This is a genomic window from Marinobacterium halophilum (genome assembly GCF_003014615.1).
Classification (GTDB): Bacteria; Pseudomonadota; Gammaproteobacteria; order Pseudomonadales; family Balneatricaceae; genus Marinobacterium; species Marinobacterium halophilum.
In genome coordinates this window covers 137,980-152,811 of the sequence record NZ_PYGI01000007.1, presented here as the reverse complement: position 1 = coordinate 152,811, position 14,832 = coordinate 137,980, and the positions used below count along the sequence as shown (strand labels likewise).

Annotated in this window: 18 protein-coding genes; 1 reads left to right on the top strand and 17 read right to left on the bottom strand. The window is 54.5% G+C overall.

From position 1 onward, the window contains the following. A partial coding sequence (locus CLV44_RS17395) for a hypothetical protein (RefSeq protein WP_211298095.1) occupies window positions 1-198 on the top strand: 198 nt, incomplete at its 5' end. 93 nt (window positions 199-291) lie between these two features. On the opposite strand, the gene murI is transcribed toward CLV44_RS17395, so the two are convergent. The 17 genes from murI to iscR all read right to left on the bottom strand — a co-directional run bounded on the left by murI (window position 292) and on the right by iscR (window position 14,792). Next, window positions 292-1,152, bottom strand: coding sequence for a glutamate racemase (gene murI / locus CLV44_RS06755; RefSeq protein ID WP_106591351.1), 861 nt, complete (start codon window positions 1,150-1,152; stop codon window positions 292-294). Window positions 1,153-1,154: 2 nt separating this feature from the next. Then, window positions 1,155-2,588, bottom strand: coding sequence for a ribosome biogenesis GTPase Der (der, locus tag CLV44_RS06750; protein ID WP_106591350.1), 1,434 nt, complete (start codon window positions 2,586-2,588; stop codon window positions 1,155-1,157). Between the two features lie 77 nt (window positions 2,589-2,665). Continuing rightward, a complete protein-coding gene (gene bamB, locus CLV44_RS06745; RefSeq protein ID WP_106591349.1) occupies window positions 2,666-3,823 on the bottom strand; it encodes an outer membrane protein assembly factor BamB in 1,158 nt (385 codons plus the stop codon). Then, a complete protein-coding gene (locus CLV44_RS06740) occupies window positions 3,820-4,482 on the bottom strand; it encodes a YfgM family protein (protein WP_106591348.1) in 663 nt (220 codons plus the stop codon). Before CLV44_RS06740 ends, bamB begins: the two co-directional genes overlap by 4 nt. A gap of 44 nt (window positions 4,483-4,526) precedes the next feature. Next, window positions 4,527-5,768, bottom strand: a complete 1,242-nt coding sequence (gene hisS / locus CLV44_RS06735; protein WP_245912627.1) for a histidine--tRNA ligase — start codon at window positions 5,766-5,768, stop codon at window positions 4,527-4,529. Between the two features lie 62 nt (window positions 5,769-5,830). Further along, complete coding sequence (locus CLV44_RS06730) at window positions 5,831-6,775, bottom strand: RodZ domain-containing protein (protein WP_106591346.1); 945 nt, start codon at window positions 6,773-6,775, stop codon at window positions 5,831-5,833. Beyond that, a complete protein-coding gene (gene pilW, locus CLV44_RS06725; protein WP_106591345.1) occupies window positions 6,772-7,551 on the bottom strand; it encodes a type IV pilus biogenesis/stability protein PilW in 780 nt (259 codons plus the stop codon). The genes CLV44_RS06730 and pilW overlap by 4 nt, the downstream gene beginning before the upstream one ends. A 9-nt stretch (window positions 7,552-7,560) precedes the next feature. Beyond that, on the bottom strand, window positions 7,561-8,694 hold the full coding sequence (rlmN, locus tag CLV44_RS06720) for a dual-specificity RNA methyltransferase RlmN (protein WP_106591344.1): 1,134 nt from the start codon (window positions 8,692-8,694) through the stop codon (window positions 7,561-7,563). Between the two features lie 58 nt (window positions 8,695-8,752). After that, window positions 8,753-9,160, bottom strand: a complete 408-nt coding sequence (gene ndk / locus CLV44_RS06715; protein ID WP_106591343.1) for a nucleoside-diphosphate kinase — start codon at window positions 9,158-9,160, stop codon at window positions 8,753-8,755. Between the two features lie 131 nt (window positions 9,161-9,291). Beyond that, complete coding sequence (gene iscX / locus CLV44_RS06710) at window positions 9,292-9,492, bottom strand: Fe-S cluster assembly protein IscX (RefSeq protein ID WP_106591342.1); 201 nt, start codon at window positions 9,490-9,492, stop codon at window positions 9,292-9,294. Window positions 9,493-9,502: 10 nt separating this feature from the next. Next, complete coding sequence (fdx, locus tag CLV44_RS06705; RefSeq protein WP_106591341.1) at window positions 9,503-9,841, bottom strand: ISC system 2Fe-2S type ferredoxin; 339 nt, start codon at window positions 9,839-9,841, stop codon at window positions 9,503-9,505. After that, a complete protein-coding gene (hscA, locus tag CLV44_RS06700; RefSeq protein ID WP_106591340.1) occupies window positions 9,841-11,721 on the bottom strand; it encodes a Fe-S protein assembly chaperone HscA in 1,881 nt (626 codons plus the stop codon). Before hscA ends, fdx begins: the two co-directional genes overlap by 1 nt. 10 nt (window positions 11,722-11,731) lie before the next feature. Further along, window positions 11,732-12,262, bottom strand: coding sequence for a Fe-S protein assembly co-chaperone HscB (gene hscB, locus CLV44_RS06695; protein ID WP_106591339.1), 531 nt, complete (start codon window positions 12,260-12,262; stop codon window positions 11,732-11,734). A 26-nt stretch (window positions 12,263-12,288) separates the two neighbouring features. Then, window positions 12,289-12,612, bottom strand: coding sequence for an iron-sulfur cluster assembly protein IscA (gene iscA / locus CLV44_RS06690; RefSeq protein ID WP_106591338.1), 324 nt, complete (start codon window positions 12,610-12,612; stop codon window positions 12,289-12,291). A gap of 42 nt (window positions 12,613-12,654) precedes the next feature. Further along, on the bottom strand, window positions 12,655-13,038 hold the full coding sequence (gene iscU / locus CLV44_RS06685; RefSeq protein WP_106591337.1) for a Fe-S cluster assembly scaffold IscU: 384 nt from the start codon (window positions 13,036-13,038) through the stop codon (window positions 12,655-12,657). Between the two features lie 27 nt (window positions 13,039-13,065). Then, window positions 13,066-14,280, bottom strand: a complete 1,215-nt coding sequence (locus CLV44_RS06680; RefSeq protein WP_106591336.1) for an IscS subfamily cysteine desulfurase — start codon at window positions 14,278-14,280, stop codon at window positions 13,066-13,068. Window positions 14,281-14,300: 20 nt separating this feature from the next. Next, entirely contained in the window at window positions 14,301-14,792 is a 492-nt protein-coding gene (gene iscR, locus CLV44_RS06675; RefSeq protein WP_106591335.1) for a Fe-S cluster assembly transcriptional regulator IscR, read from the bottom strand. Window positions 14,793-14,832 lie beyond the last annotated feature (40 nt).

Below are 14,832 nucleotides of genomic sequence, written 5' to 3'. Positions count from 1 at the left end.
GAACAACGCTGCCGTTTGGCAGAACCTGTTGTCTCAAGCGAGGCGCATATTCTACCGCGTCTCATTTCAATGTCAACCTTTATTTTCGTTTTTTTGTTTCAGTGCCGAGCACTTCAACAACGAACCGGTGACATCAAGGAGGCAAATTCTACATCAGAAACTGATTCAGTTTCAAGCACTTACTTCCTTCTCATTTGAGTCTTCAGTGTTTCGCGAACCCTGTCGTCTCAAGCGAGGAGGCGAATTCTACAGACACCAGCGAGGGAGTCAACGCTTTTCTGTAAAAAAGTTTCATGTCGCTGAATAATGCTGGATATCGACCAGCTCAACACTGGCAGAGGCTATTGTTTCATTAAAGAAGTTGTTGGCCACCCGGACAAAACGTTCAGGCCCATCGGTAACCAGAAAGCCGAGGGTACCCGCTGGCGACTGCTTATTAAGCAATCCAGCCAATCCCAGGCGCTCACTGACGGCTGCTGCCGTTGTAACAGCAGAGTCGACCAGTTTGATATCGGGGCCAACCACATTAGCTATGGCTTCACCTAATGCAGGAAAATGCGTACATCCCAACACAAGCGTGTCCATATCACCACCTTCCCCACCAGCTTCCAATAACGGCTGAAGGCATTTTGCGATGATTTTCTCGACCAGCTCGCCGCTATGCCAACCCTCTTCAGCCAGCGCAACAAATAAAGAGCATGCCTGAGCACGCACCCGAGCATCAGGCATAAGGTTGATGATCGCTTTCTGGTAGGCCTGGTTATAGGTCGTGCTTTCAGTTGCGATAACACCGATATGTCGACTACTGGTTTGACGACAGGCCGCCAAAGCCCCCGGTTCGATCACTCCTAATACAGGAATATCAGGGTACGTTGCCTGAAGATGCTCCAGCGCCATAGCTGACGCTGTATTACATGCAATGACAACCGCCTTGATGTGACGGCTTTGCAATGCACGCACCGCCTGCTCGGCATACCGCATAACCGACACCGCGCTTTTGGTACCATACGGCACCCGTGCGGTGTCTCCCAAGTACACCAGGTTTTCATGCGGCAATGCTGCACGCAACGCGTTCAGCACCGTCAAACCACCTACACCCGAGTCGAATACGCCAATGGCCGCATCCGAACTGCGCACATTCTGTTCTGCCATTGTTAGCGCTGCGTCTTTTTCTTTGCTTTGTGCTTCAGCGTCTTGATGTGCTGACGACTACGTTCCTTCTTCGCCAACTGACGGGCCGTCAGTGTATTCTTACGTCCTGCAAACGGGTTGTCACTGGTTTTGAACTCAAAACGGATGGGTGTACCCCGTACTTTCAAATAGCGAATGAAACGATTCTCAAGGTAGCGCTTGTATGACCCCGGCAACGCCGCTGTCTGATTACCATGCACCACGATGATTGGCGGGTTGGAGCCACCCTGATGCGCGTATCGCAACTTGATGCGTCGATTGTTGATCGCTGGCGGCTGGTGATCGGCAACAACATCTTCCAGCAGGCGAGTCAGCTGATTGGTAGACCACTTAGCCATGGCGCAATCGAACGCTTCATTAACCGAGCCGTAAAGGTCACCGACCCCTGAACCGTGCAATGCAGAAATGAAGTGGAAACGCGCAAATGAAGCGAACTCAAGACGACGCTCGACCTGAACTTTCACATCCGCACGCTGATCACTGCTCATCCCGTCCCATTTGTTCAGCGCCACCACCAATGCACGACCAGCATCAATAACAAATCCCATCATGCTGAGATCCTGCTCGGTCACACCCTCACTTGCGTCGATCACACTGATAACAACGTTCGCATCCTTGATCGCCTGCAATGTTTTAACGATCGAGAACTTTTCAACCGCTTCAGTAATGTGTTTGCGCCGACGCACACCCGCCGTGTCGATCAGCGTATATTTCTGCCCATCACGCTCATAAGGGATATAAATGCTGTCACGTGTAGTGCCTGCTTCGTCGTAGACCACTACACGGTCTTCGCCAAGCATACGGTTAACCAACGTCGATTTACCGACATTCGGGCGGCCGATAATCGCAATGCGAATACTGTCGTCATGCTTGCGGACCTTCTCGGCCGCCAGCTCATCCTCGTCTGGCACAAAGGGTGCCAACACCTCATCAATCAGATTCGACACGCCACGGCCATGGGCGGCCGCAATCGCCAGTGGCTGACCAATACCCAGCGCGTAGAAATCAGCCACTGCCATATCGGGATCAAGACCATCAGTCTTGTTCACCACCAGCCAACATTCCTTGTTGTGACGGCGCAGATGATTCGCGATCATTTCATCGGCCGGGTTAAGACCCGCACGACCGTCTACCAGAAACAGAACAATGTCGGCTTCATCGATCGCCAACAGTGACTGCTCTGCCATGCGCTGATCAATGCCTGCTTCATCACCGGAAATCCCTCCCGTATCGATCACGATATAGTCACAATCACCGACACGCCCCTCTCCATATTTACGGTCTCGGGTCAGACCGGGCAAATCGGCGACAAGCGCATCACGCGAACGGGTCAGTCGGTTGAACAGGGTCGACTTGCCAACATTGGGGCGACCAACCAAAGCGATTACGGGTAACATAGGGTTTCACCTGGAAAGCAACACGGCGGCACTCTGTCAATAAACAGAGGCCGCCGCGAAAATAGATTCGATTTTGATTACTGTAGCTGCAACGCCGTCAAACGGCCATCATTACTCAACGCGTAGAGTACATCATCTTTTACCAACAGATCACTCTGCACACCGGCAGAGCTGATCTTGTGACGTGCCGTAAAATGACCATCGACTTGTGACAATGCATGCAAATAACCTTCCGCATCGGCAACCAGCACGCTATTACCCAAGATGACCGGCGCAGTCAGCCTTCTGTTCTGTAATGCATCCTGACGCCATACACTCGCACTGTTGCGGGCATCAAACGCCTGCAAACTGTCTTCCGCCGTCACCGCATAGACATTACCAAAGCCACCGGCAAGCCCTCGATAGCTGGACAGGTCCTGCGCCCAAACCAACTGGCCATTGGACGGATTCACAGCAGCCAAACGCCCCTGATAACCGGCAACATAGACCAGTCGATTATAGATCAAGGGCTGGGCATCTATATCGATGATGCGCTCAAGCTCGGAACGCCCTTCTGCCAGGCCAATCCGCTGCTCCCAGACCGGGCGACCGGTACGGTTTTCAAGCGCAATCAGCTTGCCATTGGCAAAACCGGCCAGCGTCAAATCAGCCGCCACGATCGGTGAAGCGGTTCCACGCAGACTCAACCGCGGAATCTGGCTATCATAGCTCCAGCGCTGTGAACCTGTTACCAGATCCAACGCAGTCACCCTGCCATCCAGCTGCTGCACAACCACGATCTCGGCATTCATCTGTGCTGGACTGACAACTTCCGAAGAAGCCTGATAACGCCACTGCTCGCTGCCATCCTGTGCCGACAAGGCAACCACTTCACCGCTGAGCGTAGACAGTACAACCAGCCCATTACCAGCACCGACGCCACCGATGACTTCAACATCAAGTTCTTTGCGCCACGCAACATCGCCAGTTTCCAGCGAGGCAGCCAGCACATCACCTTCAGCGCTGACGGCAAAGATGCGGTCACCATCAATGGAAGGACTGAACTGATGAAACTTCTCGCCCAGATCGCCACCGATCTTGAGGCTCCACAACTCTTTCAGCTGCTGCTCCTGCTCAAACGACACCAACTCCGCAGGCTTAACGGTATCGTCACTGCCAAACATACCGCAACCGGACAGACTCGCACCGACGACCGCCACCGCAAGCAAGCGCTTGAATATGACACTCTGTTTCATGAGTTCACCTCACTCAAGTCATCCCGCTTGAGTTTCAGAAGTGGGCGCTGCGCAGCACCACCAGCGGCCAGCAGCGCTGCATCATAGGCATTACGTGCCTGATCATGCTGCCCCAGAGCCAGGTAAAGATCACCCAACAGCTCCTGCTTTTCAGCTTCGAAGCTCGCCGCACCCAAAGCTTCCAGCAAGGCAACGGCTTCATCCGTCGCCGCTTGCTGATGCAGCACTGCAGCCTTGCGCAGAGTTGCAATGCGACGGATGCTGTCCTGTTCCTCGGAAGCAGCCAATACCCAGTCGAGCTCCGTACGAGCCGCATCGAAATCTTCACGCTGCGCATTCAAAGCGGCCAAAATAAGTGCCGCATAACGTGCATATGTGGTATCGGTAAAATCGTTCTTCAGCTGATCGGCCAAATGCTGAGCGGTCGCATACTGCGCATCATCGGCCAGATCCCGAGACTGCAGCTGAGCTGCTTCCATCAGGTTCTGATACAGAGCAGATGCCATGGCCGACTGCTGCTCCTGACGCGCCTGCCAGCCTTGCCAGCCCAGCACCAGCGCAACCGCCAGACCTACACCCAACACCAGTGACTTGCCGTTTTCCTGCCACCAGCCCTTTAATGCCTGCAGCTGCTCTTCTTCCGTTCGTAATTCAGCCACGCTAACTCCTGATTATTCTGTTACCACGATGGATGTGGATACTCTTAATTACCGAACAGCGTGCGCAGGCGCTCAATCAGCTGCTCCGGCGACACATCATATTCGGTTTCGTCGTGATGCCAAAGCGAGCCCTGGATACTGTCGTCTTCCACGCGTTTGACCAGCACGATGGCCGCGGCTCCTGTCTGACGAGCCTTGGTTGCAATATTCTTCAACCCGGCGCAATGCACTCGAACCCGCATCCCGGGTACTGCACGACGCAACTGTTCCGCAAGCAGAACCACTTCGGCCTGGATACCCTTGTGCTCAGCCGCCAGATAGAGATCAAATGTCTGTCGCGCTGCAGCCGGTACCAGTTCGAGCGTTTCCAGCAGCAGGATCAGACGCTCAATCCCCATGGCAAACCCGACCGCAGGTGTCGGCTTGCCGCCCAACTGCTTAACCAGCCCGTCATAACGTCCACCGGCACACACGGTTCCCTGAGCACCCAGTTTATCCGTTACCCATTCGAAGACGGTCTTGCAATAGTAATCCAGGCCGCGCACCAGGTAGGGATTAACCTCATAGCGCACGCCCGCTGCATCCAGCATGTCACATAACGCCTTGAAGTCACTCGCAGACTCTTCATCCAGATGGTCCGTTAACACCGGTGCCTGCTCAAGAATGGCACGCGTTCCTTCATCCTTGCTATCCAGAACACGCAGAGGATTACTCTCGAGACGGCGCTGACTGTCTTCATCCAGCTGATCGAAATGCTGCTGCAGATAGGCCACCAGCGCATCACGATAGGCCGCACGCGCCTGATTGCTGCCGAGCGAGTTCAGCTGCAGGGTCACAGCGTCGCTCATACCCAGTTCACGCCAGAATGCCGCAGTCATCAAAATCAACTCGGCATCCACATCTGGACCGGCCATACCGAACGCTTCGACACCCACCTGATGGAACTGACGATAACGTCCCTTCTGCGGTTTTTCGTAACGAAACATGGGGCCCGTGTACCACAGACGTTGCGTCTGGTTGTACAGCAACCCATGCTCTTCACCGGCACGCACGCAACATGCCGTTCCTTCCGGACGTAGGGTCAGGCTTTCACCGTTACGGTCGTCAAAGGTATACATTTCCTTTTCGACAATATCGGTGACTTCACCAATAGAGCGCTTGAACAGATCAGTCTGCTCGACGATCGGCATGCGGATCTCGGAGTAGCCGTATTCGCTTACTACGCGCTTGATGGTGGCTTCAAGATACTGCCAGACCGGTGTCTGATCCGGCAGAATGTCGTTCATGCCGCGAATGGCTTTAATCTTTGTCAAAACGTCAGCTTTCCTGTCATATCTGAAAAATAGGGTTACAGCGGGAGGCTCAAGCGGGCCACATTATTTTTGCTGATTGCAGCAAGATCTATCGTCTTCTCGGCATAGGCCATACGGGCCACTGCACTCACACGCCCTACAACAATCGCCAAAGGCTCGACACCGTCGAGAGCCAGTGAACTGCCCGCTTCGGCGACACCACTAAACAACGTTCGACCGCTTGCATCCTTGACGCTGAGCCAGCAGTCAGCAGAGAAACTCAGATCCAGCGTACCGGGCTGCGCCAAAGACGCTGACTCAGGCTCAGATTCAGGCTCGGCAACAACTTGCAACGCCTGAGTTACTTCCAGCTCCACGCCAAACTCTGAATCCGCGGCGATGGCTGCTGGCTCAGAAACGGGCGCTGTGGCCTCATTATCAGCAGTCACCACAGGTGGAGCAACGCTATCGGCAATGTCATCAAACTCAGGTTCAACCAACTGCGGTAATACCAGCGTTGTACCATCACTGGTTTCCACTGAAACCGGTGCCTGATCAAGCTCGGCTCGCTCATCGGCATCAAAGCCGTATTGTGCCTGCCACCACCAGATACTGACCGCAACCAGCGCCAACAGAAACAGCCAGGATCCAAACCGCAGTAACGGATGCCCCTGCCCCCGGCCCGGCGAGACGGATACAGTGCCAATCGCCTTGACGCGACCGGTAGTCGACAAATTGCCGGTCTGCTGGTTATAGGCCTGTATCAATGGTTCCGGATCTAACCTGAGAAAGCGCGCGTAGGAACGAATGTAGCCACGGGCAAAAACCGGGTCAGACAGGTGCTGCAGGTCAGCCTTCTCTATAGCGTTGATCACGTCTTGCGGCAGATGCAACTGGCGGCAGACATGATCAACACTCAACCCCAGACGCTCTCGGGCATCGGTAAATATACGATCAGGAAATACTGCGTCAGGTAGTACAGCTAATGACTCGTCACTCACTGGGCACTCTCCTTGTAAAGACGATACTCCTCCGATTGGGGGAACATATTCTTCAGCAGCAAAGCATAGGTCGCCGCTCGGGATACATTGCGATCAAGTCTGGCCAATTGAATGCCCAGCCACAAACTCTTCGGATAGTGCTCAACCTGCCTGTTATCAACCAGCTGCCGGAAGCGTTCAAAATAGCGACTGGCCATGGCGTGGTCGTTCTGCCTCAGTAACTGGGCAGAGAGCTCAACCAAAGCAACAGGACGATTGCCATTAATGGCAAGCGCACGTTTGAATGCGCCGATTGCATCGTCATGACGATCAAGCAGCGCATAACAGCGACCCAGATTTTCAAATGCCTGGGCACGCTGCTGATAGAAAGGATCAAGGGTCGCTCGATTCAGCTCTTCACAGGCTTCCTGATAACGCTGACGAGCAAACAGGAAGGCACCGAAATTGTTATGCACCATGGCAGAATCAGCATCAGCCGCTATTGCCTTGCGGAAATAATCTTCAGCAAGACCATATTCCTGCTCAACCTGGAACACCAACGCCATTGCGTTGTAGGCCGGCGCATAATCATCATTTATTGACAGTGCCCGCTGCAGAGACATCTTGGCATTGACGGTGTTACCCGCCTGCAGATATTGCAGCCCCAGACCAGTGTAGGCTTCCACGGCTTCTTCGGATTCACCGCGTTGCGCACCAACAGAACCAGTCGACTGTGACGCACAGCCGGACACCAACGCTGCCGCAAGCAGCAACGAAACCAAGCTGAAGCCTTTCACTCGTCCCCCTTAAACCCTGTCAGTCTTTCCGTGAGCAGGCTCCTCTTGTACCACAGGAATGTATTTTTGGCTACGACGGGTACGGTCTTCGACCTGCCCGACCAGCTGCCCACAGGCGGCATCCACGTCGTCACCGCGGGTACGGCGCACCGTGGTGATAATGCCCGCCTTGAGCATCACATCCTTGAAGCGCTGGGTCGCCGCTTCACTGGGACGGCTGTAGCCGGAGTTGGGGAAAGGGTTGAACGGAATCAGGTTCAGCTTACAGGGAACCTGGCGCAGCACCTTGACTAGCTCACGAGCGTGTTCCGGCTGATCGTTAACACCTTCGATCAAGGTATACTCAATCGTGATCACACGCTTATCGCTAAGCCCATCAAGATAACGGTTGCACGCAGCAATCAGCTCTTCGATCGGATAACGTTTATTGATCGGCACCAACGTATCGCGCAGTGCGTCATTTGGCGCATGCAATGAAATAGCAAGTGACACATCACTCACTTCACGCAGGCGATCGATAGCCGGTACAACACCGGACGTACTCAAGGTCACGCGACGCTTGGACAGACCATAAGCGTTGTCATCCATCATCAACTGGATGGCATCGACCACGTTGTCGAAATTCATCAACGGCTCGCCCATGCCCATGAAGACCACGTTACTGACGCGACGCTCGTTGGGATCAAAGGGGCCGAAGGCACGGATAGCTACCCGCAACTGGGCGATAATCTCTGCCGTAGACAGGTTGCGATTGTAACCCTGCTTGCCGGTGGAGCAGAAACTGCAGTCCAGCGAGCAGCCGACCTGGGAAGATACACAGAGGGTGCGGCGATCGCCTTCCGGGATCAGCACCATCTCGATTGCCGAACCACCATCCATGCGAATAACCCATTTACGGGTACCGTCCTTTGACGTCTTGTCGAGCAGAATTTCCGGCTCGCGAATCTCGGCTACCTCAGCTAGCTTGGCACGCAGCGTCTTGCTGATGTTGGTCATCTCGTCAAAGCTGGAGGCACCCTGCTGATGCAACCATTTGAGGACCTGAGTGGCGCGAAAGCGCTTCTCGCCCTGAGCTTCGAAAAAGGCTTCCAGCTTGGCCGGAGACAGTCCCAGGAGGTTGAGTTTGGATGGGGTCTCAGACATATCGTAGTGTTACTCGTTTGGAGTGAAAGGCTGCCCAGAACAGGCAGCCCAAGATGGATCACGCGCCGAAGAAGTAGGCGATTTCACGCTCTGCAGAAGCTGCAGAGTCAGAACCGTGTACGGCGTTGGCATCAATGGATTCAGCGAAGTCACGACGGATAGTGCTTTCAGCCGCTTCTTTCGGGTTGGTAGCGCCCATCAGATCGCGGTTCATCGCGATTGCATTTTCACCTTCCAGTACCTGCACAACAACAGGACCAGAGGTCATGAATGCAACCAGATCAGCAAAGAAAGGACGTTCTTTGTGCTCAGCGTAGAAGCCTTCAGCATCTTCTTTGCTCAGCTGCTTCATCTGCATGGAAACAACTTTCAGGCCCGCTTTTTCAAAGCGAGTCACGATTTCACCGATAACGTTTTTAGCAACAGCGTCCGGCTTGATGATAGAAAGCGTACGTTCAACTGACATAGTAGGTCACATCCCCAATTTATAGTGCTATAGATCAATAAGGCGCAACATTATACGCAAAGCACCGGAGACTGAACAGACAACTCTGTCATGCAGCCCGGCTGGACTTTACGCCGAGCCGGGCATCAGCGTTATTCTGCTTCTTCGATCCAGGCCATCTGGATCGCTTCCAGAATCTTCTCACCGCAGTGATCAGGCACATCGTCGAACATATCCAGCGCCATAACCTTGCTGTACAGATCCGGAAAACTGATCTGCAACGGATTCACATCCGGATATGCCTCATACAGCTCGATGGCGATATCGTGCACATCTACCCACTTCAAGCCCATAACCTATACCTCAGTGTTGCTCGGATACCTGGTTGATTGTGTACTTGGGTATTTCCACTACCAGATCCTGATCACCAACCAGAGCCTGACAGCTGAGTCGCGACTCAGCTTCGAGACCCCACGCCTTATCCAGCATATCGTCTTCGAGCTCGTCCGACTCCTGCAATGAATCGAAACCTTCACGCACAATCACATGACAGGTAGTGCAAGCGCAGGACTTTTCACAGGCGTGCTCGATTTCCACCCCGTTCGCCAGCGCAATGTCACAAATGGACACACCAGCCTGCGCTTCTACTACCTTGCCTTCAGGGCAAAGCTCTTCATGTGGCAGAAAAATCACCTGGGGCATTAACGCGCCTCCTTATCTAGTTCGTCAATCGAATGCCCTGCCAGGGCACGCGAAATACTCTGATCCATCCGTCGTGATGCGAAGAAGTCACTCGCCTTGGCCAGAACCTCAACAGCACTCTCGATACGGCGGTAATCACCTTCAGCCACAACCGCTTCCAGCGTGGCCACGTCCTGTTCCAGCGCATCACGCTCAGCATCGCTCAACAGCTCGCCATCCTGCTGAATTGCCGCCTGCAAGGCCGCCACGATACGCTCCGCTTCAACCTGCTGTTCACGCAGGTTACGCGCCTCCAGATCTTCAGCCGCATGGCTGTAAGACTCTTTCAGCATTCGTGTGATCTCGTCATCACCAAGACCATACGAGGGCTTCACCTGGATACTGCTGATCGCACCGGTAGACAGCTCTTCTGCCTCCACACTCAACAGGCCATCTGCATCAACCTGGAATGCCACCCGAATCTTGGCTGCACCCGCCGCCATGGGCGGTATGTCACGCAAGACAAAACGAGCCAACGAACGGCAATCCTGCATCAACTCGCGCTCACCCTGGAGCACGTGAATGACCATCGCGGTCTGACCATCCTGGTAGGTCGTGAACTCCTGCGCACGGGCCACCGGAATGGCGGTATTGCGGTGGATAATTTTCTCCACCAGACCACCCATGGTTTCCAGCCCCAGCGACAACGGAATCACGTCCAGCAGCAACATGTCGCTGTCCGGCTTGTTGCCGACCAATACATCGGCCTGAACAGCGGCACCAATGGCAACCACACGGTCAGGATCGATATCGATATGCGGCTGGCGGTCAAAGAAGCCGGCGACCGATTCACGGACCAGCGGCACACGGGTTGACCCGCCTACCATGACCACTTCCATTACCTCATCAACGCCAACACCCGCGTCTTTAAGCGCGCGACGGCAGGTCCGCAACGTACGCTTGACCAACGGCTGAATCAGCGCATCGAATTGCTCACGACTGATTTCAACCGTGAAGTCACGCCCTTCGAGCTCAATAGTCTCAGTCACGACCGCTTCATCGGTCAAACGCTCTTTGATGCGACGTGCCATGGCAGTCAATCGGCGCGCCGAGGAAGCACTCAGATCCTGGCCGAGAGTGGACTGCTGCAACAGGACCTGCGCCAGCAGATGATCGAAGTCATCGCCACCCAGAGCCGTGTCACCGCCCGTCGCCAGCACCTCAAAGACACCACGATTAAGACGCAAGATGGAGAGATCGAAGGTACCACCGCCCAAATCATAAACGGCAATTACACCTTCGCCACGCTGATCCAGACCGTATGCCACCGCCGCTGCAGTAGGCTCGTTAAGCAGACGCAGCACTTTGAGGCCTGCCAACTGGGCAGCATCCTTGGTGGCCTGACGCTGAGCATCATCAAAATAGGCCGGCACGGTAATCACCGCCCCTTCCAGCTCACCGCCAAGCGACTCACGGGCGCGGGCAACCAGTGTCGCCAGGATATCAGCCGAGACCTCTACCGGGCTTTTATCACCTGCGGCCGTTTGCAAATAAGGCATGCCGGAATCGGAATCGGCAAAGCGGTAGGGCAACTCATCACCCAAACCCGCAATATCCTCAATACCACGCCCCATCAGACGTTTAACCGAGATGATCGTGTTATATGGATCCTGCGCCGCTTGCGCTAACGCCTCAGCCCCCACCAGCGGCCGCTCATTCTGTCGGTAACGCACGACCGAAGGCAGCAGGTGTTGCCCTTCGGCATCAGCCAGCGTGATTGCCTCACCACTACGCACGGAGGCAACCAGTGAGTTGGTTGTACCCAAATCGATACCCACGGCCAACTTGCGCGCGTGAGGTTCAGGGCTCTGTCCAGGTTCAGCAATTTGCAGTAATGCCATAGAACTTCCGTTAATCGTCGAACAGTCTGTCTTCCAGCGCTTCGATATCACTCTGCAGTTTGCTGGCAAATTGCATCTTGCGTACCAGCACCTCTGCCTGTGCCAACTGTTGCCCTTCCCATGCCTTCACGAACGCGGACTGCAGCTGTTTCAACTCGGCACCAACCAGCGCCTCCAGCTGCTCCAGCTCCGCTCCCGGATCATCATGATCCGTCGCATCAGCGACCCGCTCACGCAGCTCCATCTGTTCCATAAGAAACATGGGGTCGAGCTGGGTGCGGGAGTCGGAAAGGGTATCTATTCCCTGCAGGGACAGCAGGTATTGGGCACGCTTGAGCGGAGATTTCAGCGTGGTCAGCGCCTCATTGAGATAGGCCGTATATTGCACGGCCAGGCGCTGTTCTCGGTCAGACTGATGTGAATGTCTGTCAGGGTGTACCTGCTTTTGCAGGTCGCGATAACGCTCGGTAAGCTGTGCCTGATCGATGTCAAAGCTGACGGGCAGCCCGAGAATCTCGAAATAGTTACGTGTGATATCCATCAACCGGCCTCACTGACACCAACGCATCAGATAGTAAAGCTCTCGCCGCAGCCGCATTCGTTGCGTACGTTGGGATTGCTGAATTTAAAGCCTTCATTCAACCCTTCGCGAACGAAATCAAGCTGGGTACCATCCAGGTAAGTCAGGCTTTTGGGATCAACCATCACCTTGACACCGCCGAATTCGAAGACCTGATCTTCGGGCTCGCTGGCATCAACAAACTCCAGCACATAGGCCATACCGGAGCAGCCCGACGTTCTTACGCCGAGGCGAATACCTTCACCATGACCGCGCTTTACAAGATATCCCGCAACATGGTCAATTGCGGCCTGTGTCATGCTTATTGCCATAATTACCCCAATTACGGAGGGCTTTCACCCTCCGTTACGGTGTCACTTTTTCTGTTTGTTACGATAGTCTTCGACGGCAGCCTTGATCGCATCTTCGGCCAGTACCGAACAATGGATCTTGACCGGCGGCAAAGCCAACTCTTCGGCGATCTGTGCGTTCTTGAGCTCGGACGCCTGATCCAGCGTCATACCCTTGACCCACTCGGTTACCAAAGAACTGGATGCAATCGCTGAACCGCAACCATAGGTCTTGAAGCGAGCATCTTCGATCACCCCTTCATCACTGACCTTGATTTGCAAACGCATTACGTCACCACAGGCAGGCGCACCTACCATGCCGGTACCGACATGCGCGTCGTCAGCATCCATCTTGCCAACATTGCGCGGGTTTTCGTAATGATCAATAACCTGTTCGCTATACGCCATGATAAACCTCCAAAACTATTCAGGACCTTAGTGGTGAACCCACTCAACCTTGCTCAGATCTACGCCGTCCTTGAACATATCCCACAGCGGAGACAGCTCGCGCAGCTTGTCAACAGCGTGACGAACCTGCGCAACCGCGTAATCGACTTCTTCTTCGGTTGTGAAACGCCCCAGAGAGAAGCGAATCGAACTGTGTGCCAATTCGTCATTCAGCCCAAGCGCACGCAGCACATAAGAGGGTTCCAGACTCGCCGAAGTACAGGCAGAACCTGAAGACACTGCCAGATCCTTGATCGACATCAGCAGCGATTCGCCTTCAACAAAGGCAAAGCTGATATTCAAGATACCGGGGACACGCTGTTCGATAGAACCGTTTACGTGAACCTCCTCCATATCCTTGACGCTGTCCCACAAACGCTGACGCAGGCCTTCAAGACGCTCGGTTTCAGCCGCCATCTCTTCGCCGGCGATGCGGAAGGATTCGCCCATACCCACAATCTGGTGGGTCGGCAATGTACCTGAACGCATGCCGCGCTCGTGACCACCACCGTGAATCAGTGCTTCCAGACGAACACGCGGCTTGCGACGAACGTACAGGGCACCAACACCTTTGGGGCCGTAGATCTTGTGTGCACAAACCGACATCAGGTCGACTTTCATCGTCTCCATGTCGATCGGCAACTTGCCAACGCTCTGGGCTGCATCCACATGGAACAGCACGCCTTTGGCACGGGTAATCTCGCCGATGGCAGCAATATCCGTAATCGTGCCGACTTCGTTATTTACATGCATCAACGATACCAGAATGGTGTCGTCACGCAGGGCATCAGCAACCTGCTGCGGCGTGATCAGACCCTGACTGTCAGGCTCAAGGTAAGTCACTTCGAAACCTTCACGTTCCAGCTGACGACAGGGATCAAGTACCGCCTTGTGTTCGATCTTGGAGGTAATGATGTGCTTGCCCTTCTTGCCATAGAAATGGGCAACACCCTTAATCGCCAGGTTGTCGGCTTCGGTCGCACCGGAGGTCCAGACAATCTCACGTGGGTCAGCGCCCAGCAAATCGGCGACCTGACGGCGTGCAGTCTCGACCGCCTCTTCCGCCTTCCAGCCAAACAGGTGCGAGCGTGAAGCCGGGTTACCAAAGTTGCCATCAGGTGTCAGACACTGAATCATCTGTTCTGCTACACGGGGGTCAACCGGTGTTGTTGCGGCGTAATCAAGGTAGATCGGCAATTTCATCTCATCTCTCCAAAAAAACTCTACACAGCGGCCTTACTGCGCGCTGGCTGTTCTGTACTACTGGCGATCAGGTCTTCAACCTGACGCTGGCGACCGGCCACCTCCTGAACATCACGACGAGCCACAAGGTCCGCCAGACTGATACTACTCAGGAAATTATGAATCTGATCACTGAGATCACACCAAAGGTGATGGGTCAGACACACCTCACCGCCCTGGCAGCCGCCGTTATGCTGGCAACCTGTGGCATCAACCGACTCGTTTACCGCATCGATCACCTCAGCCACATTGATCAAGGCCTGCGCACGCTTGAGCTGATAACCGCCACCCGGACCGCGTACGCTACCTACCAGCTCATTACGGCGTAGCTTGGCAAACAGCTGCTCCAGATAAGACAGTGATATACCCTGACGCTCAGAGATATCAGCCAGGCTGATCGGCCCTCTGCCCTCATGCAATGCAAGGTCAAGCATCGCGGTAACCGCATATCGCCCTTTTGTTGTTAATCGCATAGTATTCCTCATACCCACGCTTTACAGCATGCTGGCATTA